This window comes from Pseudomonas fluorescens HK44 (genome assembly GCF_000217955.3).
Classification (GTDB): domain Bacteria; phylum Pseudomonadota; class Gammaproteobacteria; order Pseudomonadales; family Pseudomonadaceae; genus Aquipseudomonas; species Aquipseudomonas fluorescens_AQ.
In genome coordinates this window covers 343,213-366,747 of the sequence record NZ_AFOY02000015.1, presented here as the reverse complement: position 1 = coordinate 366,747, position 23,535 = coordinate 343,213, and the positions used below count along the sequence as shown (strand labels likewise).

Below are 23,535 nucleotides of genomic sequence, written 5' to 3'. Positions count from 1 at the left end.
ACGATGCAATTGGCCTTCGTCCCTTGTTTTGTGCCATGGACCCTGTCCCATTTCCTGAATGTTCAGGACTAAAGTTCACGCACTTTACCCACAAAAGACCTGATGACAGCAGAACCGACTATCCTTCCGGATAGTGAACGCTGCATTCTTGGCAAAAAGGGACGCCATGCCAGACTATGATCGCGCCATCGGCTTCAGACCCGGCATCACATGCGGTGATCGAACCTGCCTGATCAGGCGCTGGTTACTCCGGATGGCGTCGATTACGGTTTTCTGTCTTTTCACGGCAACGCCCGGATACGGCCAGAACCTGCCAACCGCAGCGGGTGTCGAAAACGCCACGGTTACGGTGATTCAAGCGCAGGAAATCGTTTCCACGGCCACGCTCGAAGCCGCTCGCTGGAGCGGCCCTGAATCCGGCCCGCAAGCCCTGCAGGGCAAAAGCATCGCCCTTGTCGCAGAAGACTTGCGCAACGGAGGAATTCTCGGTGTCGCACAGGGCGCTCGCGAGGCAGCCAAGGCGATGGGCTGGACGTTGAAGATATTCGATGGCGCAGGATCATCGGCCGGGCGCGCAAAGGCCTTTTCCGATGCCCTGGCAGTGAAACCCGACGGCCTCATTCTGTGCGGCTCCGATGCTCTTGAGAACAATGCGGCGTTGATCCTCTTCGCCGACAGGGATGTGCCGGTGGTTGGCTGGCACGCCGGGGCACGACCCGGGCCGATTGAAGGCACGCCGGTGGCCATGAACGTCACGACCGACCCGCTCGAAGTGGCTCGCCTCACGGCCATGGCGGCAGTGGCACAGTCAAACGGACACGCCGGCGTGATCATACTGACCGACTCCAGATATAGCATCGCCATGGCGAAAGCCAAGGCCATGGAAAACGTCATTCGGGCCTGTCGGGAATGTACGTTGTTGGAAGTGCGCGATGTCGCGATCTCCGACAGTGCCGAGAAGATGCCGGCGATCACCAAGGAGCTGCTTCAGCGCTATGGCAAGCGCTGGACCCACACGCTGGCCATCAACGATATCTATTTCGACTACTCGATTGCCTCATTGACCAACGCCGCAATACCCAGTGACGGCATCAGTCTGTTGTCTGCCGGTGATGGCAGCGCTTCGGCTTTCTTGCGCATACAGGCAAAAACCTACCAGACCGTCACCGTGGCCGAGCCGCTCAACCTGCATGGCTGGCAAGTGATGGATGAATTGAACCGGCTGTTTGCAGGTCAGCCGGTGAGCGGCTTCGTAGCGCCAATTCACCTGGTCAATGCCGACAATATCGCCTTCGACGGCGGGAAGAAATTCCAGTACGACCCTGACAATGGCTATCGAGACATCTATCGCCACCAATGGAATCCCTGACATTGGACGTTACTTCCCGGCTCGGACGCCAGCTATTGCCGCAAACGCTACGCGCACAGTTCACACTGGCGTTTCTGACGCTGGCGCTGCTGATCCTGGCGGGTGGTGCAACTGCGGTCTACGCGTTGCGCACGTCAAACAGCGCCACCCGCCAGCTGACGGATGAACGACTGGTCCGCATGCAAAATGGGCAAGACATGCTGCTGCGTACCTTGCTGATCGAACGCCAGACCGATCAGTTTCTCACAACCCGTTCCCCCGATACCCTGCGTTCAAGCTATGCGGCGACCGTCGAACAGCTTGAAGCCCTTGATCAGTTGGTGCAGCAGTTGACTGCCGCGAACAGTGGCGTGGCGATACTCGACATGCATCAGTCGAGTCAGATGTTTCGCAATACCGCCAACATCGTTGCGCAGCTGCGAGAAAGCCTGCTGCAAACCGAAGTCACCTTCGAGCAAACCCTGGCGGATCACACCTCCCGGTTAACCGCGACCCAGACCCGGGCCAGCCTGGAACTGGCGGTGTTACTTTTCGATCTGCCGCAGGCTGTTGACAGTGATGCCGTGCAACGCCTGCGGATCCGATATGAGCGTCTGTCACGCACCGCAGACAAGTTACCCGACGCTGATGTGGAGACGCCCGATCTCTTCTCCCTGCGTCTGAGGCTCATCAATCAGCACAACGTCACACAGCGCTTCAATGAGGAACTGAAGAATGAGGCCGGGGTTCTGGTCGCGGTGGCCCGTGCGCAATCCAGTGCTTACACCGAAGACTATCGCGAAGCCGTGCAGCGCTTGGTCGAGGCCTCAAGTCGTAGCCAGCAATGGGTGCTGATCATGTTGGGCGCCAGCCTGGTGTTTGCCTGGTTTGTGACCCGGGTCTTCATGGGCCGTCATGTGCTGGTGCGCCTCAATGAAATAAGCCGGCAATTGCGTCAGGAACACGCTGACAACACGCATTTGACGATGGTGGAACATGGGCAGGACGAGATCGGCAACATGGCTCGCGCGGTGAATCAATTCCTCAAAGACCGACTTCAGCTGGAAAAAAGAACGGTCCAATTGAGTATCGCCACAGAACGGCTCGCCGTGCAAAACAGCCGATTAGAGCAAGAAGCCGTCATCCGTACCGGACAAGGTCATGTCCTGGAGCTGATCGCCAGAAGCACCGAGCTTGCTGAAGTCCTCGACAGCCTGGCTCACCTGGTCGAATCCCAACTGGCGGGGATGATGGTGTCCATCCTGGTGCTGGATGAGGATGGCAAGCACCTGCTGCACGGGGCTGCTCCCAGTTTGCCGAAAGCCTATAACCAGCTCATTGACGGGATTGCGATCGGTCCGAACGTCGGTTCATGCGGCACCGCGGTGTATCGACGAGAACCGGTCATCGTCACGGATATCGAGCTGGATCCGCTGTGGGAGGAGTACCGTTCAGTCGCTGCGCCCTATGGATTTCGCGCCTGCTGGTCGACGCCGATTCTGTCCCATGAGCGAAAGGTATTGGGTACGTTTGCCTTGTATTCCAACACCGTACGCAGCCCTGGCTCGACCGAGACGCGACTGATCGACATGGCGACACCTCTTGCCGGCATTGCGATAGAACGCCAACTTACCGAAAAGCGCATTCGCTATATGGGCGACCATGACGCACTGACCGGGCTGCCGAATCGCACACTGCTCGAAGACCGTCTCAAGCAGGCAATACTTTATTCTCAGCGCTACAACCGCCAGGTGACGGTGGTGTTTCTCGATCTGGACAAATTCAAACTGGTGAATGACAGCCTTGGGCACAGTGCTGGAGACGAACTGCTGAAAACCGTCGCCCAGCGCATGCTGGAGTGTGTACGCCGCACCGACACCGTCGTGCGACTGGGTGGCGACGAGTTTGTGATCATCCTGTTCGACCAGCCCTCAGAGCTCGACGGCGTTACTCCAGCCCTGCACAAAATCCAGGAAGCCATCCTGCGGCCGACTCAGCTCAGCGGACATACACTCCACGTCACCTGCAGCATGGGGTTGGCCACCTACCCTGCCGACGGCAGCGATACCGACACTTTGCTCAGCAATGCGGACGCCGCCATGTACCGGGCCAAGGAGTTGGGTCGCAACAGTTACCAGTTCTATACGAGCGAGATGAGTAACAAGGTTCAGGGCAAGCTCGCCATGCAAGACGGGCTTCGGAACGCACTCAACCATGACGAGTTCCTGCTGCTGTACCAACCACAGGTGGATTTGCAGTCAGGTCAGATTATCGGCGTAGAGGCACTGATTCGCTGGCAGCACCCCGAGCTCGGTATGGTGTCTCCAATCAAATTCATTCCCCAGGCCGAGGAGACCGGGTTGATCGTGCCCATCGGCGACTGGGTGATTCATACCGCGTGCAGACAGAACAAGGACTGGCAGGATGCGGGCTGGCCGCCGATCACCATGTCGGTGAATATTTCAGCACGCCAGTTCATCGAAAGGGACCTGATCGACCGGGTGATGCATGCCTTGAAAGAAACCGGACTGGACCCGATGTACCTTGAGCTGGAGCTGACCGAAAGTCTGATCATGCAAGACCTTCAGCAAGCCATCAGCAAAATGAAAGAACTGCAATCAATGGGGATCAGTCTCTCGATCGACGACTTCGGCACGGGCTACTCCAGCCTTGCAGCATTGAAAAGCTTCCCGATCGGTCGACTCAAGATCGACCAGTCTTTCGTACATGATCTGCCCGACAACGAGAACGATAAAGCCATCGCCACCGCGGTGATTTCGTTGGGGCACAAACTGAACCTCAAGGTCATTGCCGAAGGTGTCGAAACCGAAGAGCAGCAAACCTTTCTGCGTGAAAACGGCTGCGATGAAATTCAGGGCCACTTTTTCAGCAGAGCGGTCAGCGCAGAGGAAATCAGTCTGTTATTGCGCACGCCCCGGTTGCCTCAACCGAGCCACATTGCGAGCCCTGACTCGGCAAGGCGAAAACGCGATGAAAAACACCCAAGCAGTCCAATGTCCGGGCATTGATGATTCAACGTACGGTAGCGTGGGAACGATCTGTAATGATCGAGTTGATGGGCTGAAAGCCTTTTTTCCTCTATGTCCCCCCGTGTCAGCCGAACTGTCGGTGCCCTTGGGGAAATACCGCAGTAGCAGGCCATTAGCATTCAAGTTTGCCCCACGTTGCGGTCGCGCCAAAGGAATAGGCCGGCGGCTCGCAAGCGAACCGTCGGCCCGCGGCCTGCCATCACGAAGTGCGGCGGGCCGTTTTTGGTGCGTGTACCTGATTGCTACCGATTACGACGCATGCGCGACGCTGTACTGTGACGACAGGTAGCGCCGGATATCGTCGGGCGCGTTGATGAAGCGTGTGCCGTTGTACTCCTGAACCGCAACGGACACGTCCTTCGGCTCCTGCCCTTTGCCGAGCACGATCACCGGCGCAGACTGGTTGTCTTCGCCGATCAGCGCGACGATTGCGTTGCGCGGACGCGGTGCGTCGATGTACTCGACGTCGACCATGTCCCGAAGCTGCGGGCAGAAGCTCAGCAAGCCTTCGACAGAGACCGAGTCCCCGCAATAGAACGGGCCTTCGGTGCCGCTGAAGAAACCTGGACGAAGAATGAGCAGTTTGTCTTTCATGGTTGTCTCTCTGTGGGTGGGTATTGAACGTTGAGGTGATGGGTGGGCGACGCGCGCGGCGGGTCAGGCGTCCATTGGGGTCAGCGCGGCGGCGCGAAGCCTGGAGAATGCGACTTCGAGATCGGCGATCATGTCGTCCGGGTGCTCGAGGCCTGCGTGAATTCGCAGCAGCGGGCCTTTCCACGGCCATTGCGTCGCCGTGCGGGAGCTCGCCGGATTCGACCGGAGAATCAGGCTCTCGAACCCGCCCCAGCTATAGCCCATGCCGAAGCAGGTCATGCCGTCGAGCATCGCGCGCAGCGCTTCATCTGATTGCGGGTTGAGCACCACGCCGAACAAGCCACTTGCCCCCGTGAAATCGCGCCTCCACAACGCATGCCCAGGTGAATCCGGCCGTGCCGGATACAGGATCTGAGCGACTTCCGGCTGCTGCGCGAACCATTCCGTGAGTGCGTGCGCGTTACGCTGGTGCCGCTCGAGTCGCAACGACAGCGTGCGCAAGCCGCGCAGTGCGAGATACGCGTCGTCGCCGCTCACGGTCATGCCGAGCTGCCGATAGAAGCGGTTGATTGTCGCAAAGAGCGCCTCGGTCGTGAGGATCGCGCCCATTAGCACGTCAGAGTGCCCGGAGATGTATTTCGTCGCGGCGTGAATCGACACGTCGACACCATGCTCGAACGAACGGAAATACAGCGGCGTAGCCCAGGTGTTGTCCATCAGCACGATTGCGCCGTGCTGATGCGCGATCCGGCTGATTGCCGGAATGTCCTGCACCTCGAATGTCAGCGAGCCGGGCGACTCGACAAACACAGCCCGCGTGTTCGGACGCATCAGCGCTGCGATGTCCGAACCGATCGACGGGTTGTAGTACGTCGTTTCGATGCCGAGACGCGCAAGCGTCTCCGCGCAGAACGCACGAGTCGGATCGTAGACCGAGTCTGTCATCAGCAAATGATCGCCGGGACCGAGCACCGCGAGCAGCGATGTGGTGATCGCACTGAGCCCGCTCGGCGTCAACATTGCACGATGCGCACCTTCGAGACGGGCGAGCGCGTTTTCGAGTGCACGGGTGGTCGGACTACCGCCGCGGCCGTATGCGTTCGGCGTGCCGCTCGCAGCCTTCAGCGCCTCGAGGCTGTTAAAGAGCAACGTCGATTGCCGGTAGACTGGCGGGTTCACCGGCGCACCGAGCTGGTTGTGCGTGCGGCCCTCGTGGACCAGAACAGTGTCGGTCGAATACGTGGTGTTCAAGGCGTGATCCTTTTTCGTCAGTTCAATCGAGGCGAATCAAGCGGCGCCGCATCGTCATGGGTAGTCGCTGTGCTTGAGGTCATATTAATTGCGTCAATACGAAAATTGTTTCCAAAGAATGGCGCCAACCAAGATAGGATTAGAAAAAATTTCTACTTCGGAGGCGATATGGATAAACGCGACGCACAGATACTCACGATGCTTCAGGCAGATGCGACGATTGGCCTGAACAACCTGGCAAAGGCGGTGAATCTGTCGCCGACGCCATGCTGGCGAAGGTTGCAAAAGCTACGGGAGGAGGGAGTGATCTGCCGGGAGGTCGTGCTATGCGATCCGGCCAAACTGAACCTGGGGCTCGTTGCCTTCGTGACAGTGCGCTCGAATCAGCACGGTGATGAGTGGACGAAGCATTTCGTCGAGGCTGTGTGTGCGATTCCGGAGATCATCGAGATCTACCGGATGAGCGGCGACGTCGATTACCTGCTCAAGGTCGTCGTGCCAAATATCGCCGGATACGACAAGGTCTACAAACGGCTGATCAAGAGCGTCGAGCTGATGGACGTCAGTTCGGCGTTCGCAATGGAGGTGATCAAGCGCACGACCGCGTTGCCGACTGATTACATTGTGACGACATGATGCGAGCGCGCCGCCCGCCGAGGGACGGCGCGTTCTGCCTTATTGGAGCAAGGAGACGGCGTTGCGCATCAATCAGCGCGGCACACATCGCGATACGCGAACAGCGCAGGCGCCCCCCTATATCCAGTGTGTTTGGTTATCTCATGCAGCACGAGCTTGTCGCAAAAGTACATCCGCCGAATGTTGCCATCATTTCCATCCCGATCACTGTGTGTGCTCCTGCTCAAACATCAAACCGGAGCGGCTGAACACTTAAGTCCGTTTTCGGACAGCGGTAACACTCCACCCCCTCTTCAAGCCCCTCCTCGCTCTTGGCAATTGCTTCCAGGGTCTGTCACGACGCTGTGTCTTGAGTTGCCCCCCCGTGGCCCAGCAGGTCTGCCTTGGCTTCTGACACAGCCCCCTTTCCTCGAGCTTCGTTACCTGCTTCCAGCAGGGGTTGTTAAAAGGTTGACGGCCTCGGCGAGACCCTCGAGGGAAATGGAGGCATCGCGTTGCAAGAGAGGGAATATGGCACTCGAGAATATAAATTTTTCCAAAAGCGGAAATCTGTAGAAATTTTTTCTAAAAAACAGCGCAACTAATAGGAATATTAAAACTCTTTTCCCGAAGGGTGACGGTAAGATTTGTCCCATGAAACGTGCCTGGAGACACCCGAGATGAACAAGAAGATCATCGTCAGCCCCGCCGCTCCCAAGGCGATTGGCCCTTATTCGCAAGCAGTGAAGTGCGCAGATACCCTTTATGTTTCCGGCCAGATTGCCCTCGACCCGCAGAGCATGCAAATGGTCGAAGGCATTGAAGCGCAAACCCGGCAAGCCTTCGCCAACCTCAAGGCGATTCTCGAAGAGGCCTCGATGAGCTTCGCCGATATCGTCAAACTGAACATCTACCTGACTGACCTGAGCCACTTCGCCTTGATCAATGGGGTGATGGAGGAGCTATTCGCCAAGCCCTATCCGGCGCGCGCGGCGATCGGCGTCAGCAGCTTGCCGCGAGCAGCGCTGGTGGAAGTGGACGCTATCGCGGTGGCCGCATGCTGAGCCGGAGTCAGACCATGATGAATGACTGGATCCGCACGGTCATCGGCAGTATTTCCTGCGACCTGCTACGTTCCGCCGACACCCACATCCACAAGCTGGACATTCCCGGCTTGAAGGGCGTCGATATCTACCTCAAGGACGAGAGCACCCATCCCACCGGCAGTCTCAAGCACCGGCTGGCACGCTCGCTGTTCCTGCACGCCATCTGCAGCGGCAAGATCCGCGAGGGTACCCATGTGGTCGAGGCCTCCTCGGGTAGCACAGCCGTGTCCGAAGCCTATTTCGCCAAACTGCTGGGCCTGCGTTTCACCGCAGTCATGCCGCGCAACACCGCCAGTAAGAAAATCGAACAGGTCGAGCAACTAGGCGGACACTGCTACTTCGTCGATCACTCGTCCCATGTCTATGCCGAGGCCGAGCGTCTGGCACGCGAGAGCGACGGCCACTACATGGACCAGTTCACCTACGCCGAGCGGGCGACGGACTGGCGCGGCAACAACAATATCGCCGACAGCATCTTCCAGCAGATGGCCGGCGAGCCGCACCCCGTTCCCCACGTGATTGTCATGAGCGCCGGCACTGGTGGAACCTCCTCGACCCTCGGCCGCTACATTCGCTACAAGGGCCACGACACCCGCCTGATTGTCGTCGATCCCGAAAACTCGGTGTTCTATGAAAGCTACCGTACAGGCAACTTGAGCCTCACCAGCCCCCATGGCAGCCGTATCGAAGGCATCGGGCGCCCTCAGGTAGAGCCGTCTTTCCTGCCGGACGTGATCGACGACATGCTCAAGGTGCCCGACGCGGCCAGCATCGCCACCCTCTATTGGCTGGAAAAGCTGCTTGGCAAGAAACCCGGCGGCTCCACCGGAACCAATATGTGGGGGGCGCTGAATGTTGCCTTGCAGATGCAGGAACAGGGTATAGAGGGCTCTATCGTGACCCTGATGTGCGATAGCGGCGAACGCTATCTGGACACCTATTACGACCGTGATTGGGTCGCGCGCAATATCGGCGACATCACCCCGTATACCAAACAACTCGATCGCTTTCTTTAGCCCGCGCAAGGTATTCCCGACATGAGCCAGAACAAGAATAATTTCTCGACCCGAGTGATCCACGCCGGCGAACAGTCGACCTACGCTGACAATACGCTGTTTCCGGCAATCGTCACCTCCAGCTCATTCAGCAAGCGCAGCCTGGACGACAGCCCGGACTACGCCTACGGACGGGTCGGCAACCCCACCCGCCATGCCTACGAGACCTGCATTGCCCAGCTGGAGCACGGATGTGGTGCGGTAGCCTGCGCTTCAGGTATGGCCGCCACCGCCACCGTACTTGAACTCCTGCCGAAGGACTCCCACGTGATCGTGATGTCTGGCGTCTACGGTGGCACCTTCCGCCTGATGCAGGACTATCGCAGCAAGACCTCCGGGTTGAGCGCCAGCTACATCGACCTCAACGACCTCGAGGCGCTGGCTGCCAGCCGTCGCGACAACACCCAACTGATCTGGATCGAGACGCCAACCAACCCACTGCTGCAACTGGTGGACATACAGCGCGTCACCGATTTTGCCCGTGCCCACGGCATCCTGACCTGCGTCGACAACACCTTCTGCTCGCCCTGGAACCAGCGCCCCATCGAGTTCGGCGTCGACCTGGTCATGCACTCGGCGAGCAAATACATCGGCGGGCACTCCGACCTGATCGGTGGTGTGGTGGTGGCGGCCGATGAGCAAGTGTTCAACCGCCTGCGCGCCATCAGCATGGCCATTGGTGCCGTCCAGGGCCCATTCGACTGCTACCTGGCGCTGCGAGGGCTGAAAACCCTCGACGTGCGCATGGAGCGCCAGTGCAGCAATGCCGCGCAGATTGCCCACTTTCTCAGCACCCACCCGCAGGTCGAGGAAGTGTTCTACCCGGGGCTGGAAAGCCATCCGCAGCACGCACTGTGCAAAAGCCAGATGCGCACCGGCGGCGCGGTGGTCTCGTTGAAGCTCAAAGCCGACCGCAAGGCAATGACTCCGTTCATCGAGCAGCTATCGATTTTTGTGCTGGCCGACTCCCTGGGCGGGGTGGAGAGCATGATCAACCACTCCTACAGCATGTCGCACAACTCCTTGAGTCATGAACAGAAAATCAGCCTCGGCATCAGCGAGAACCTGATTCGGCTGTCCATTGGACTTGAGCACGTCGACGATCTGATCACCGACTTGAGCGCGGGCTTTGCCCGGCTGCAAACGGCTTCGGCCGAATAACCGATCCCCCTGCCAACAAGAGGTCCCACGACGCTCGCTCTACCCAATGCAGAATAAAACCGGAATGCTTTTTCACAATAATAAGGTCAAGAAAATGCAAACGAACCGTGCACTCAGAAACCATTGGAAAACCGCAGTACTGGCCCTGACGCTGGCAACCAGCGCCTCGGCCTGGGCTGATCAACTCAGCGATATCAAGGCAAAGGGCGAGCTAGTCTGCGGTGTGCTCGGCACCGACGAGCCATTCAGCTTCATCATGAACCCTGCCACGCGCGAAATCGTGGGTTACGATGTGGATCTCTGCAAGGCCGTCGCCGCAGACCTCGGGGTCAAGCCGGTGGTGAAGCAATTGGCGAACACCGCCCGCATCCCCGAACTGCAACAAGGTCGTATCGACCTCCTCGCCGCCTCCCTGACCCATAGCAAGGAGCGTGAGGCCTTGATCAACTTCTCGCTCTCGACCTTTATCACCGGGCAGAAGGTGATGGTCAAGGCGGACAGTGGCATTGATCAACTGGACCAACTTGCCGGCAAGAAGATCCTGACGATCAAAGGCACCACGATGGAGCAGGCCGTCAGATCGAAGCTCCCCACTGCCCAGATTGTTTCGTTCGACACCAACCCTCAGGCCTTGCTCGCTCTGCAACAGGGCAAAGGTATGGCTTACGCCAATGACGAAACATCACTGGCTGGCAATTTCGCCAAGCTCGCAGATGCGGCAAAAGATTACCGGATCCTCCCGCAAAACTTGTCGACCGAACACTTGGCGTTGGGACTGAGGAAAGGCGAGCCCGCCTTCCAGGAGCAGGTGAACAAGACCCTGCGTGATCTGGAGTCTTCCGGAGAGGCCCAGAAACTGTTCACCAAATGGTTTGGTCCAGACTCCAACATGAAGTTCGCCAGCCGGTCGTTCAAGATCGAAACCGACAACATCAACTGACTTGTTGGAGGCCCGGCTTCGGCCGGGCCACGGGCCCCTGTTATGAATACGTTTGATTTGTCGATTGTGCTGTCCGGGCAGTATCACGAATGGCTGGTCAGTGGTTTCCTGCTGTCCATCCAACTCGCCCTGATCACCTTGGTCATCGCGCTACCTCTGGCGATCATCCTGGCGGTTTTGCGGCTAGCCCCTTACGCGCCGCTACGCGGCATCTCGATCACCTACGTGGAAGCGATCCGCAACGTGCCGTTGCTGGCGCACATGCTGTTCTGGTATTTCGGCGCACCGGAGCTGCTGCCGCCCCCTATCAAGTCCTGGATTTACCAACACAACATCGAGGCGGTCAGTGCGGTCATCGCCTTGGTGCTCTATACCGCGGCCTATATGGCCGAGGACATCCGCAGCGGTTTGCGCGCCATCCCCAAGGAGCAAATGGAGGCCGGCCGCACCCTGGGCTTTGGTTTTATCAGCACCATGCGCCTGGTGATCCTCCCGCAGTCGCTGCGGGTGACCGTGCCACCGCTGATCAGCCAGACGTTGAACCTGTGGAAGAACACCAGTATCGCCATGGTGATCGGGGTCGGCGAAATGATGTATCAGGCCCAGCAGGTGGAAAGCGCCACCTTCCGGGGCTTCGAGTCGTTTGCCGTAACCACGGCAGGTTATATCAGCGTCTCGATCGTCATCACCCTGCTGTCCAGTTGGTACCAGCAACGCTATCCCGTACGGAGTGCCTGAGATGCTCGATATCATCCAAACCTATGGGCTGTACTACTTGATCGGCCAGTATCCGAACGGCCCCCTGGGTGGCCTGTTGATGACCCTGATCCTGGCAGCGTCGGCCCTGGTGCTGGCCTTTCCCGTCGGGGTGCTGCTCGCGCTGTGCCGCATCAGTCCGTTCGCGATTTTACGCGTGCCGGTCACCGGGATCGTGTATGTGCTGCGGGGCACGCCGTTGTTGATGGTGATCTTCTGGGCCTATTTCCTCCTGCCGACCCTGACCGGTCAACGCACCGATCAATTCGGCACCATGCTCGCCGCCCTGGTGATTTTCGATGGGGTGTACCTGGCCGAAATCATCCGTGCCGGGATTCTCGGACTGCCCCGTGGGCAAATGGAAAGCTCCCGTTCACTCGGCTTTTCGTACCTGTCTTCGATGCTGCTGGTGATCCTGCCCCAGGCCTTTCGCAACATGCTGCCCTCGCTGGTGAATCAGTTCGTATCGACCATCAAGGAGACCTCGCTGGGCTACATCATCAGCCTCTCCGAAGTGTCGTTCGTCGCCTCGCAGATCAGCGCTCAGTTGCCGACCAAACCGCTCCAGATCTACGCCCTGCTCGGCCTCACTTACTTCGTCATGTGCTTCAGCCTGTCGCGCTTCGCCTACTGGCTGGAAAAACATCTCGCCGTCCGTTCTGCAAAGGTCTAATCCCATGATCGAACTGAAAAATGTCAACAAGTGGTACGGCAGCTATCATGCGCTGGCCGACATCAACGAAACCGTCGCCAAGGGCGAGGTGGTGGTTGTCTGCGGTCCGTCGGGTTCAGGCAAGTCGACGATGATTCGCACCCTTAACCGGTTGGAAGCTATCCAGGGTGGCAATATTTTCATCGATGGCGTCGACATCCACGCGCGCTCCGTCAGTGTCAATGCACTGCGTAGCCGGATCGGTTTCGTGTTCCAGCAGTTCAATCTGTTTCCCCACCTCACCGTGCTGCAAAACTGCACCCTGGCACCGCGCCGCCTGCGCAAGCTACCCGCCAAGGAAGCCAGCGACCTGGCCATGAGCCTGCTGGAGCGCGTCGGCCTGGCCCACAAGGCCGGCGCTTACCCCGGCGAACTCTCGGGCGGCCAGCAACAGCGCGTGGCCATCGCCCGGGCGCTGGCCATGAACCCGCCGGTGATGCTGTTCGATGAGCCCACCTCCGCGCTGGACCCGGAAATGGTCGGCGAGGTTTTACAGGCGATGAAAGGCCTGGCCAAAGAGGGCATGACCATGGTCTGCGTCACTCACGAGATGGGCTTCGCCCGCGAAGTGGCTGATCGGGTGATTTTCATGGATCAGGGTCGGGTACTCGAACGCGCGACGCCCGAGTCGTTCTTCAAGACCCCGGAACACCCTCGCGCGCAGCGATTCCTGTCCGATATTCGCTCGCCCATGGCAGGGGGCGGGATGTCGCTGGCGTCCTGAATGACCTGCAGCAATACGACTCAACCGCCGCGCTGCTGTACGTTGCCGGCGGTACTGACCCAGACGATCTGTGCGCGGAAAAATGACGATGCCGTTTAACGTTGAACCTGTCTTCGACCCCGAGAGCTGCACCTACAGCTATCTGCTCAGCGACTCGCTGACTCAGCGCTGCGCAATCATCGACCCGGTGCTTGACTACGACGCCGCTGCCGCGTGCATCTCGTACGCGAGTGCCGACCGCCTGATCGAGCATGTGCGCTCCAACGGGCTTACGCTCGAATGGATACTGGAAACCCACGTGCATGCCGACCACCTCTCGGCCGCCCGCTATCTGCAAGAACACCTGGGCGGACAAATCGGCATTGGCGATAGTATTCCCCTGGTGCAGGACACCTTTGCCAAGCTGTTCGACGCCGAAGACGGGTTCAAGGTCGACGGCAGTCAGTTCGACCGCCTGTTCGCCGACGGCGAAACATTTCACATCGGCGCGCTGTCCGTCGTTGTACTGCACACCCCCGGCCATACGCCGGCTTGCGTGAGCTACCTGATCGAAGATGCAGCGTTCGTTGGCGACACCCTATTCATGCCCGACTGCGGCACCGCCCGCTGCGACTTTCCCGGTGGCGACGCTCACCAGTTGTACCGCTCGATTGGCCGGTTGTTCGAGCTCCCAGGCAGCACTCGCCTGTTCATGTGCCACGACTACAAATCCCCCGGCCGCGACCACTACTGTTACCAGACCACCGTAGATGAAGAACGCGCACACAACATCCATGTCGGCCAAGGCATCGGCGAGGCTGACTTTGTTGCCCTGCGCGCAGCGCGCGACAAAACCCTGGGCCAGCCCAGGCTGCTGCTGCCGTCGGTACAGATCAACATGCGGGCCGGCGAGGCACCTGCGGCGAAGGCCAACGGCATCCGCTACCTGAAGATTCCGCTCAATGTGTTCTGAACAGCTTTATTGAGTTCAGGCATAGCGACATGGACAACCTCTTTCAAGAGTCGAGCTGGCATGCAAGTCACTCCCCATAGCAACGATTTTTCAACAACCGGTCAAATAACTCCGGAAGACCTGAACGAAGCCGCCAAGCTCGGGTTTCGCTCAATTATCTGTAACCGCCCCGATCATGAAGGTGGAGCGGATCAACCTGCCAGGGCGACCCTGCAAGCTGAAGCTAAACAACTGGGCCTTGAGTTTGCCTATCTCCCGGTTCAGCCCAATGCCATCAACGACAGTGATGTACAAGGTTTTGGCCAACTGCTGGACAGCTTGCCAGCACCCGTATTGGCGTTCTGTCGCACCGGTAATCGCTCAACCCTGCTCTACCAAAAGGCATCTGCGAGCGCCGCTCGGACAAAAGCCGCCATCGGCCTCCCGGACATCACTGCCGACATCCTGGTCATTGGGGCCGGGTCGGCGGGCATCGGTGTCGTGGCCAGCCTGCTCAAGCGGGTTCCGGACCTACGGATCACGCTAATTGAGCCCAATGACCAGCATTACTACCAACCGGCCTGGACGCTGGTCGGTGGTCGGTGGTGGAGCGTATGACGTGCGCAAGACCGTCAGGCCCATGTCGCAAGTCATTTCGCGCGACGCCACCTGGATCAAGGCCGCGGTGGTCGAGGTCCTGCCGGACAGCAAGCGTCTGACGCTGAGCAACGGTCAAAGCGTCGCCTATCAAAACCTTATTGTCTGCCCGGGACTGAGGCTGGCCTGGGAGAACATCGAAGGGCTGGAAGAAACCCTGGGCAAGCATGGGGTGACGTCCAACTATCGCTATGATCTTTGCGCCTACACCTGGCAACTGGTGCAGGGGTTGCGCCGCGGCAAGGCGCTGTTTTCCCAGCCCGCCATGCCGATCAAATGTGCCGGTGCCCCGCAAAAGGCGCTGTACCTGTCCTGTGATCACTGGCAAAAGTCGGGCGTCCTGCAGGACGTGGATGCCGAGTTCAATCTCGCTGGCGAAACCCTGTTCGGGGTGGCGGCCTTCGTCCCGCCACTGATGAAGTACATCGACAAGTACCAGGCGCAGCTAATCTTCGGCTCGAACCTGGTCAAAGTCGACGGTCCGGGCAAAACCGCCTGGTTCGAAAGCCGAGACGTGCACGGCACCCTCACTCGGCAGGCAAAACGCTTCGACATGCTCCATGTGGTCCCGCCACAGGTAGCTCCCGACTTCATTCGCTCAAGCCCCCTGGCAGACTCCGCCGGCTGGTGCGAGGTAGACCCGGGGACACTGCAACACAGCCGCTATCCGGACGTATTCGCGCTGGGTGATATCTGCTCCACCAGCAACGCCAAAACCGCTGCCGCCGCCCGCAAGCAAGTCGTCGTGGTGGCCGAGAACCTCCTGGCGTTGCGCCGCCATCAGCCCATGCCGCTGCGCTACGATGGATACGGGTCGTGCCCACTCACAGTCGAAAAAGGCAAGGTGGTGCTGGCCGAGTTCGGTTATGGCGGGAAGCTGCTGCCCTCCTTCCCCCTGGACCCTACGGTCGCGCGACAATCCGCCTGGTTCCTGAAAGCCAGGTTCCTGCCTTGGTTTTACTGGAACGGCATGCTCAAAGGCCGTGAGTGGCTGACCGGCCTCTCACGGCCTGAGTGAGGAACGAGCATGCTACTGGGTGGAATGTTCGGAATAATCATCGGGATCATCCTTGGCCTTACCGGTGCAGGGGGTGGCATTCTGGCCATACCGGCGCTGGTAATCGGTTTGGGCTGGACCATGACGCAATCGGCTCCCGTTGCGCTGTTTGCCGTCAGCGCTGCAGCCACTGTCGGGGCCATGGATGGTCTCAGAAAAGACCTGGTCCGTTATCGTGCTGCCCTGCTGATGGCGCTATTGGGGGCCGTTTTCTCGCCTGTGGGCGTATACCTTGCCCATTTGCTACCCAACGCCGCGCTGATATCACTGTTCAGCGGGGTGATGATCATCGTGGCGATACGCATGGCCCGGCAGGCGTACCGCAGCCAGGCTAGAACCACAGACGATGAACGGCCCCGGGAACACAAAAACTGCATGCTCAACCCGGAAACCGGCCGGCTGCGCTGGAATCCAAGATGCTCAACCACCCTGGCCGTCATCGGCTCAGTCTCCGGGCTACTGACGGGGATGCTTGGTGTAGGCGGAGGATTCTTGATCGTACCGGCGTTTCAACAGTTCTCGGACATCAGGACGCATGGCATCGTCGCTACCTCACTTATGGCCATTGCCCTGATCTCAGCCACCGCGGTGATGGGCGCAATTCACGCTGGCGCGCACATCACGACTACCGGTGGTGTGTTTATCGCTGCCAGCGTCTGCGGGATGCTGTTGGGCAGAATGCTCTCGCCAAGGATTCCCGCCAAAGCGATACAACTCGGTTTTTCTGCGGTGTGCATTGTGGTTGCAGGCTACCTGATGCTCAAAACCTGGATGTAGAAAATATAATCAGAAAAGCACTGGTCATAGGGTCTTCGCCGAGTTAGAGCGAGCCCTCATTCACGGTGCTGCCTCCGTAGGTACGTAACTTTTGCAGAAAGGGAGGTATCGCCTCGGATTCGGTCTCGGCAAAAGTCCTTTAGAAACCCGTTAAAGGTTCGCCCCTTACTCACCGGCAACTCGTGGAGGATGGGTTTACGTTGCTCATGGATAACTCTGCGACACCATTCGTCGCCTACAAAACGTGGCGCAGGATACGCGACCATGCCTGGCTCAAGGATTGCTAAGTACGCCGGTAGCGGCCCCGGAACGACGTAATTCTGACGCGGCGGCAATCAACATAAACGCTTAAGGACTCCAGCGATACGCTTGGTCAGTCACCGGAGATGTAACGTGTCAACTCTCAATGAAATCGCAGCGAACCACGCGAGAATGGCTAAGGCAAACGAAGAAGAGTCGACCGGACAGAGTGAGCGACACCTTCAAATAGTGGGTAGCTTTGAAATCCTCTCCATCGATGCGCAACAGGACATTCCACTGCACCTGATCGCCGGAGTGCAGGACAACCACTTCGAACAAGCAACTGGCTACTTGCTCTGACTGCGTTTGATCTCAATACCGGTTTGGTTCGTCACCGGCTTGTCGCAGGCCATGCAGTGCCCGCCGTTCAGCGTGCCGCAGAGACTACCCCTGCCGACGGGAGTAAATATTGATATTTTGAACAGTGCGGGAGCAAAACTTGCCGTGAACTAAATCGGGATATCCGGGAGGGTGTCATGGCCGCCGTTACCGATACGCTGAAGCTGTTTCTCGCGGGCGACGTCATGACCGCCCGCGGCATCGACTCAGTATTGCCGCATCCTGGCGATCCGCGGCTTTACGAAGCTTACGTCAAGAATGCCGGCGATTACGTCCGGCTGGCGGAAAGACTCAATGGCTCGATTCCCCGCCCAGTCGAGTTCACCTATGTCTGGGGCGCTGCGCTGGATGAGTTCGAACTTCGTCAGCCACACGCACGCATCATCAATCTGGAAACAGCGGTGTCCCGCCGCGGACGACCGGAGCCAAAAGGCATCAATTACCGCATGAGTCCGGAGAACTTCCCGGTCATCAGCGTAGCCGGCATCGACTGCTGCATGCTGGCCAACAACCATGTGCTGGACTGGGGGGCTGCCGGCCTGGCCGATACGCTGGATACCCTATCGAGCAACGGCATGTGCAGCGTCGGCGCCGGGCATAACCGGCAATCTGCCGAAGCGCCTGCCGTACTGCCGCAGCCTGGCGGGCGGCGCTTGCTGGTGTTTGGCCTCGGTGCACCCGACAGCGGCATTCCGCCGGACTGGGCCGCTACGGACAGACGCGCGGGCGTCGCGCGGCTGGAGGACCTGTCGATGCAAAGCCTGCACCCTGTGGCCAAACGGATTCTTGCGGGCAAAAAAGTGGGAGATCGGGTGGTTGCTTCCATTCACTGGGGCGGTAACTGGGGGTTCGATATCCCGCGGGAGCAGGTCCGGTTCGCCCATGCCTTGATCGACGAGGCTGGAGTTGACGTGGTGCACGGGCATTCCTCGCATCACATCAAGGGCATCGAGGTCTACCGCGAGCGCCTGATTCTCTATGGCTGCGGTGATCTCCTGAACGATTACGAAGGTATTGAGGACCACACTGCCTTTCGCGGCGATCTGGGACTTCTATACTTTGTCTCGCTGGCACCAGATGGGTGCCTGCAATCGCTGGACCTGATCCCCATCCACCTCCAGCGCTTTCGCATCTGTCACGCCGAAGGGGATGACCGTCAATGGCTACACGACACCCTTTCTCGTGAGTGCGCACGCTTGGGTAGCAGCATCCAGCCGGGCGCGAAAAATGCCTTCACGCTGTGTTGGTAGGCATTGAGATTGGCGAGACGTTGTCAGCAACGCGCTTCCCTATACGAATCTCCGGTAACGCCCTGCCGCACTTCAATACCGTCAGGGCTCCGACGCCCAGATAACGTTCGAGCTATTGATAACCGGACACCGGTCAGGGTTGATCTCGCGCTCGCGATGAAGCCAGACCTTGGTTCGCTCGACATCAAATTTTCGCTCGTTCTTTTCCCTCATAACAATGCCGGATACGCCGAAATGCCCGCACTCAGGACAAATCAGTTCAACGCCATCCATTGCGGATTCAATACGTCGCGCCTCTTCCGAGCAGATCAAACACCACATGAGCTACTCCCAAGTACCTGTCATTTTCAACGACACAGCAATCTAGCCGCCAACTCATGCCCCACCGCTGGGTATCGTCGAACGTCTTCCAGGCGCTGACTTCTCGCCTACTTTCACGATGCAGGTCGTCAATTAATAGACCATTTCCAACCGTCACGCTACTTCGACAAAAAATTCCTTATGCCCACAGAAAAACCGGCAGCCCTGATCTCGATCAGACGGTTGTTAATGCCCTCGACGGGGGGGGCGATCAAGTGACCGCCGGCCTCGCCTTTTGTCGCAAGTCGATTGACTGAAGGGAGCCTTTGGAGCCCAGTACTCAACGGGCCAGGCCAGATCACACGAAGAAGAAGTCATGTCGAAAATAACGGTGATATCCGGTGACTTTCTGGCAGGCGATGCCGAATTTCAAGCTGGATTTTTCACTCTGAAATCCGCATTGAAACCTTCTCTCGAATTAAAGATCCCCCTGTCAAATCTGGAAACCCTGGAAACGGCAACCGAAGAAGTCGTCAACAAGAAAGGCAGCGTTATTCGATGGAGTCTGGCGGGAGCATTGCTTCTAGGGCCGATTGGGCTAGTGGCGGGCTGGTTACTATGTGATACCGAAAGGGAAATAACTTTCTACGCAAAATTCAAGGATGGCCGCTGCTTACTCGCCACCACTGATATCGGCACTTACTCAAAAATCTCTGCCGCTCCCCTCAAGTAACGCCACCCCCCTCCTCTCAACGTCGGCCTCTATAGCGGCAAGTGTTCGCCCTGACCAGCAGCCAGTTCCGCAGACGTGAATCCCAAGACCAACAAAGCCCAGCACTGGGCTGGGCTGGGCTTTTTCATTCCATTGAGCTTATCTTTTCGGAGGTTTTTTGAAGCTATCCAATCGACCGCTCTCCAGTAAATCCTTGTACTTCAACGCTTCTGCTTCACTGTGATAGACGCCGACCAGAACATCTCCTTGAAAGACATCCCACATCCTGATTCCCGCGCTACTTGATTCATGAGACATATGATGCTCATCGCGCTCTTTGATGGTAATGACCATTTGCACATCCTCTGGATTGAGGCCGGTAAGGTATTTTTTACTCCAGTAATCTCCAAGATTCCATACCGAAAGCCTTCATATCCCTCCCTCCGCCTGTACAAATCCTCGGCTGCGCAAGCGTCAAGGCTCGACAAATGGAAGTGGTGCATCAGCATCACGCCGCACCGCAAAGACGTTCAGCGTCATCGCCACCAGGCGGTAAACAGGATGGCCAATTCCGTCAGGCGCACTTCCAAACGCGTGCCGTACCGACAAAACGCACCGAGTCGTTGTGCATGATTCGCCAGTTCAGGGCTATGAATCCAGGCCAGGAATGGACCGTCCAGGTTGCCCCGGGACCTGCTGAGGATTTCCTTGAAAACGGTGCGCAGAGCGTCATCCATCTGGGCGAAGCATCGGTCTCGGCACTCAAGTACCGCGAAACGCTGATCAGCGAGCTCAATGCCTCTCTCTGACGCGTCTGCGTGGAACTGAGGGGTGGGAGTGATTCAGGGTCAATAGCGCTGTCGTCACTTGACCGCCTGCACATTTGGCAATAAGCAAGATGAACATAGGGCGAAAACGAATACCCACGCTGAAAATATTTCAACGGTATAAAAAAAATAGAATACCCTAAGCATTGATACCCACGTTTAATGGCAGGATTTCATGTTGACAAGGAAGGCTTCATTTTTTTCCGCTGGGTGGACCGATGCCAAGCTTAAAGTCGGACATGTCATCCTCTTTGTTGCCGTCGTATGCATCTCGCTGATAGCAATAAGCACATGGGGAATCTTCAACTCCCTGGAGTACCATTTGCACGACAAGGAAACCGAGATGTCAAATCTCTCGAAGACTTTGTCGTCCAATATCGAGGCCACCCTTACTCAGGCCGACACCGTACTTATAGGGGTCAAAGAACGACTGGAAACGGAAGGCAGCAACGCAGAAAACTTAAAAAAACTCGAAGAACTACTTAAAATACAACAAAAACGCCTGCCTCAAATACACGGATTTTTTATCTATGATGAACAGGGTCGCTGGCTGCTGAATTCAAACGGTGTCATACCCGCTGGCGCCAACAACTCAGACCGTGACTATTTCATTTATCATCGCGATCATACGGACCCGGGACCTTATCTGGGCCCCTCCATACGCAGTCGTTCAACAAATGAATGGATCATGACGGTATCGCGCCGAGTCAACCATCCAGACGGGAGTTTTGCCGGCGTCACAATCGCTACCATTTACCTCAACTACTTCCTCAGTCTATACGAGGGTGTAGACACCGGGGCGAACGGCCTCATCAATCTGGTGAGTTCCAGCGGCAACATCGTGGTGCGAAAACCATTTCGCGACCAGGACATCGGGCTTAACATATCAAAAGGCGAAGTGTTCGCTCTATTAAAGCCTGACGTAAACTCAGGCACCGCGACCATAAAATCGTTTATAGACGGCGTAGAGCGGGTTATAGGCTTTCGACGAATTAATGGATACCCTCTTATTGTCGTCGCCGAATTTGACAGGAATGAAGTACTGGCTGACTGGCGGAGCGAATCCCTTGCCAGCCTGATCATATCCTCCATCTTATTAATAATCCTCAGCATTATTGGCTATCGACTCATCAAGCTAATGAGTCAGCAAATTCAAGCACAAAGGGAACTGCAAGCCTCCCAGAAAGACTACATTGAAGCCAATAAGATTCTTGGTTTAATGGCCCTCGAAGATGGACTGACAAAGCTGGCCAACCGACGCCATTTCGATTTTTTTATAGAAGCTGAAGTTGCTAGAAAAAAACGCAAGAAACTCGACGGCACGGCACTGATCATGATCGACGTTGACCTCTTCAAGAGCTACAACGATCTCTACGGCCACGTACAGGGTGATGAATGCCTGAAGACCGTGGGTGCAATAATCAGAAAGTATGTAAACCGAACCGGCGATCTTGCCGCCCGGTACGGCGGTGAAGAATTTGCCGTTGTCCTGTCAAACACTGATTATGTTGGGGCTTTCCTGATGGCCGAAAAAATCCGACTCGATTTGGAGCAAACTGGAATACAACACGGCGACGCTCCACTAGGAGTGGTCACTATCAGTATTGGCATTAGTTCACTCTCCGAACAGGAAGTCGATACGGTAGAGAGTTTGGTGGATATCGCCGACAAAGCGCTATACATCGCCAAGTCCAGCGGGAGAAATAGGACCGTCATTTCAAATTAACAAGCATGGCACGCGACAGCAAAAAAGCAGCCAAGCGCTGATTGCACGGTATCGGCGTCACATCGCCGCGGTGCAGCTGGCTGCTTCGTTACAGCTCGAAGCCAGAACGGCCATCTAATCCGACATTGCCGATTCCCTGGAACGATTTGGCCGGCCGGCCGATTTCTCTTCGGCGTCGCGATGCAATAAGGAAACGTTGTAATCGTAGGTCGATATCAAAGGCGCGGGTTCATCATTCCGAGCCATCTCAAGCCATCGCCTTGTGCGTTCAAGGTCAAAGGATTCGTGCTTCAACGTCATTTTCGCAACAAGATTGGCCGAGACCCTGAAATGTCCACAACCGGCTGAGCATTTGACCTCTGACCAGTCTCCCGGCGCGTGAACAGTCTTGGCGGCAGCCTGACAAATTAAGCACTTCATATGAGATCTCCCTATCGATGACTTCTCAACTGTAGCCGATCCCCGGCCGAAAACGAGAAAAGCCCTGCACGCGTCAACCTGCAGGGCTTCTTCTCGGTCAGACTGACCGTCTCATTAAGCCGGGCAACCAATGGTTTTCCCGGCTTTTTGAAGGCGTTGTGCTTATCGGATTTTGTCAGTGGTCGAGGTCACTGCCTTACTCAAACCCTTTGTATTGTGATCTCCAGGCGTTGTCGCCGAGATAGCCGTCGCTTTCGTCACCCCTCGCGTTGCTTTCGAGTGCGCAATACCCGAAGTGACCGCCCCATGACCACGATGGCCATCGCGGTCACGTCCAAGATGGTCATCGCGGTCACGTCCAAGGTGGGCATCGCGATCACGTCCAAGGTGTTTACCGCTCAATCCATGGTCTCGAACAGCCCGGCCGTCATGATCGGTTTCCTGGCCTTCAGCGCGACCATTGCTCTTGGCACCCGCCGAATGACCTTCACCCGCGTGAGCGCCACCACCGCTGCCGCCGCCATTTCCGCCGCTACCGCCGCTACCGCCGCTACCGCCACCATTTCCGCCACCATTTCCGCCACCATTACCACCGCCGTGACCACCACCTTCTTTGGCATAGGCCGTACCCATGACAGACAACCCGGCGGGGAGCAGAGGCGCGGCAGCAAGCATCAATACACACGACATAACTGCGGCTAGCTTCTTGTTTTTCAAAGGCATGATAGATTCCATAATGGTTCGTTTTTTACAAATTGTCTGACAAAAGCACTTGCTTGTAGTTCAGAACAAACGACGAACGGATCCATGCCCCTGCGCGGATGAAATCGGCTGCACTGGTAGCCGATTCCTTCTTGCTAGCCAGCCGCAGTGAACTGGCACCGAGGTTGGCCACGGTCACTGCGGCTCGCGGGTGGCCGTCGACCA

The 23,535-nt window shown here is 57.5% G+C and carries 21 protein-coding genes and 3 pseudogenes; 18 read left to right on the top strand and 6 right to left on the bottom strand.

Going from position 1 to position 23,535, the window contains the following annotated elements:
* Positions 1-349 precede the first annotated feature (349 nt).
* Together HK44_RS14445 and HK44_RS14440 are read left to right on the top strand one after the other, a co-directional pair.
* Positions 350-1,369 carry a substrate-binding domain-containing protein gene (locus HK44_RS14445; RefSeq protein WP_031319476.1) on the top strand — a complete coding sequence of 340 codons (1,020 nt, stop codon included), beginning with the start codon at positions 350-352 and terminating at the stop codon, positions 1,367-1,369.
* Positions 1,357-4,377: an EAL domain-containing protein gene (locus HK44_RS14440; protein WP_019690800.1), complete on the top strand. Its 3,021-nt coding sequence runs from the start codon at positions 1,357-1,359 to the stop codon at positions 4,375-4,377. The genes HK44_RS14445 and HK44_RS14440 overlap by 13 nt, the downstream gene beginning before the upstream one ends.
* Positions 4,378-4,647: 270 nt before the next feature.
* On the opposite strand, the gene HK44_RS14435 is transcribed toward HK44_RS14440, so the two are convergent.
* Both HK44_RS14435 and metC read right to left on the bottom strand, forming a co-directional pair.
* Positions 4,648-4,992, bottom strand: a complete 345-nt coding sequence (locus HK44_RS14435; protein WP_019690801.1) for a DUF3088 domain-containing protein — start codon at positions 4,990-4,992, stop codon at positions 4,648-4,650.
* Positions 4,993-5,055: 63 nt separating this feature from the next.
* Positions 5,056-6,243 carry a cystathionine beta-lyase gene (gene metC, locus HK44_RS14430; RefSeq protein WP_019690802.1) on the bottom strand — a complete coding sequence of 396 codons (1,188 nt, stop codon included), beginning with the start codon at positions 6,241-6,243 and terminating at the stop codon, positions 5,056-5,058.
* Positions 6,244-6,411: 168 nt separating this feature from the next.
* Here metC and HK44_RS14425 point away from each other — a divergent pair, with 168 nt between their 5' ends.
* The 14 genes and pseudogenes from HK44_RS14425 (at position 6,412) to HK44_RS14365 (ending at position 18,623) form a co-directional block, all read left to right on the top strand.
* Positions 6,412-6,879, top strand: coding sequence for an Lrp/AsnC family transcriptional regulator (locus HK44_RS14425; protein WP_019690803.1), 468 nt, complete (start codon positions 6,412-6,414; stop codon positions 6,877-6,879).
* Positions 6,880-7,538: 659 nt separating this feature from the next.
* Complete coding sequence (locus HK44_RS14420; protein ID WP_019690805.1) at positions 7,539-7,922, top strand: RidA family protein; 384 nt, start codon at positions 7,539-7,541, stop codon at positions 7,920-7,922.
* Positions 7,923-7,936: 14 nt separating this feature from the next.
* On the top strand, positions 7,937-8,980 hold the full coding sequence (locus HK44_RS14415; protein ID WP_019690806.1) for a PLP-dependent cysteine synthase family protein: 1,044 nt from the start codon (positions 7,937-7,939) through the stop codon (positions 8,978-8,980).
* Positions 8,981-9,001: 21 nt separating this feature from the next.
* Positions 9,002-10,180 (top strand): trans-sulfuration enzyme family protein, encoded by a 1,179-nt coding sequence (locus HK44_RS14410; protein WP_019690807.1) that lies wholly within the window; start codon positions 9,002-9,004, stop codon positions 10,178-10,180.
* A 94-nt stretch (positions 10,181-10,274) separates the two neighbouring features.
* Positions 10,275-11,120: an ABC transporter substrate-binding protein gene (locus HK44_RS14405; protein WP_024264946.1), complete on the top strand. Its 846-nt coding sequence runs from the start codon at positions 10,275-10,277 to the stop codon at positions 11,118-11,120.
* A gap of 42 nt (positions 11,121-11,162) precedes the next feature.
* Positions 11,163-11,858 carry an amino acid ABC transporter permease gene (locus HK44_RS14400; protein WP_019690809.1) on the top strand — a complete coding sequence of 232 codons (696 nt, stop codon included), beginning with the start codon at positions 11,163-11,165 and terminating at the stop codon, positions 11,856-11,858.
* Between the two features lies 1 nt (position 11,859).
* Positions 11,860-12,549 carry an amino acid ABC transporter permease gene (locus HK44_RS14395; RefSeq protein WP_019690810.1) on the top strand — a complete coding sequence of 230 codons (690 nt, stop codon included), beginning with the start codon at positions 11,860-11,862 and terminating at the stop codon, positions 12,547-12,549.
* A gap of 4 nt (positions 12,550-12,553) precedes the next feature.
* A complete protein-coding gene (locus HK44_RS14390) occupies positions 12,554-13,312 on the top strand; it encodes an amino acid ABC transporter ATP-binding protein (RefSeq protein ID WP_019690811.1) in 759 nt (252 codons plus the stop codon).
* Positions 13,313-13,400: 88 nt separating this feature from the next.
* On the top strand, positions 13,401-14,264 hold the full coding sequence (locus HK44_RS14385; RefSeq protein ID WP_019690812.1) for an MBL fold metallo-hydrolase: 864 nt from the start codon (positions 13,401-13,403) through the stop codon (positions 14,262-14,264).
* A gap of 60 nt (positions 14,265-14,324) precedes the next feature.
* Positions 14,325-14,606, top strand: a pseudogene (locus HK44_RS30300) (beta-lactamase hydrolase domain-containing protein); the annotation flags it as partial.
* Positions 14,607-14,678: 72 nt separating this feature from the next.
* A pseudogene (locus HK44_RS14380) lies at positions 14,679-15,918 on the top strand (FAD-dependent oxidoreductase).
* Positions 15,919-15,927: 9 nt separating this feature from the next.
* Complete coding sequence (locus HK44_RS14375) at positions 15,928-16,734, top strand: sulfite exporter TauE/SafE family protein (RefSeq protein ID WP_019690815.1); 807 nt, start codon at positions 15,928-15,930, stop codon at positions 16,732-16,734.
* 393 nt (positions 16,735-17,127) lie between these two features.
* Positions 17,128-17,334, top strand: coding sequence for a hypothetical protein (locus tag HK44_RS14370; RefSeq protein ID WP_019690816.1), 207 nt, complete (start codon positions 17,128-17,130; stop codon positions 17,332-17,334).
* Between the two features lie 176 nt (positions 17,335-17,510).
* The gene (locus tag HK44_RS14365) at positions 17,511-18,623 is read left to right on the top strand and encodes a CapA family protein (RefSeq protein ID WP_019690817.1); all 1,113 of its coding nucleotides are present in this window, start codon (positions 17,511-17,513) and stop codon (positions 18,621-18,623) included.
* An 81-nt stretch (positions 18,624-18,704) separates the two neighbouring features.
* Here HK44_RS14365 and HK44_RS14360 read toward each other — a convergent pair whose 3' ends face one another.
* Positions 18,705-18,944, bottom strand: a complete 240-nt coding sequence (locus HK44_RS14360) for a hypothetical protein (protein ID WP_033865453.1) — start codon at positions 18,942-18,944, stop codon at positions 18,705-18,707.
* A 355-nt stretch (positions 18,945-19,299) separates the two neighbouring features.
* Here HK44_RS14360 and HK44_RS14355 point away from each other — a divergent pair, with 355 nt between their 5' ends.
* Positions 19,300-19,656: a hypothetical protein gene (locus HK44_RS14355; RefSeq protein ID WP_019690819.1), complete on the top strand. Its 357-nt coding sequence runs from the start codon at positions 19,300-19,302 to the stop codon at positions 19,654-19,656.
* 138 nt (positions 19,657-19,794) lie between these two features.
* Here HK44_RS14355 and HK44_RS14350 read toward each other — a convergent pair whose 3' ends face one another.
* Both HK44_RS14350 and HK44_RS30555 read right to left on the bottom strand, forming a co-directional pair.
* The gene (locus HK44_RS14350) at positions 19,795-19,989 is read right to left on the bottom strand and encodes a hypothetical protein (RefSeq protein ID WP_019690820.1); all 195 of its coding nucleotides are present in this window, start codon (positions 19,987-19,989) and stop codon (positions 19,795-19,797) included.
* Between the two features lie 185 nt (positions 19,990-20,174).
* Positions 20,175-20,372, bottom strand: a pseudogene (locus HK44_RS30555) (carboxymuconolactone decarboxylase family protein); the annotation flags it as partial.
* A gap of 265 nt (positions 20,373-20,637) precedes the next feature.
* On the opposite strand from HK44_RS30555, the gene HK44_RS14340 reads away from it, so the two are divergent.
* A complete protein-coding gene (locus tag HK44_RS14340) occupies positions 20,638-22,188 on the top strand; it encodes a sensor domain-containing diguanylate cyclase (RefSeq protein ID WP_019690822.1) in 1,551 nt (516 codons plus the stop codon).
* 582 nt (positions 22,189-22,770) lie between these two features.
* Here HK44_RS14340 and HK44_RS29770 read toward each other — a convergent pair.
* The gene (locus HK44_RS29770; RefSeq protein ID WP_033865452.1) at positions 22,771-23,331 is read right to left on the bottom strand and encodes a hypothetical protein; all 561 of its coding nucleotides are present in this window, start codon (positions 23,329-23,331) and stop codon (positions 22,771-22,773) included.
* Positions 23,332-23,535: the final 204 nt, after the last annotated feature.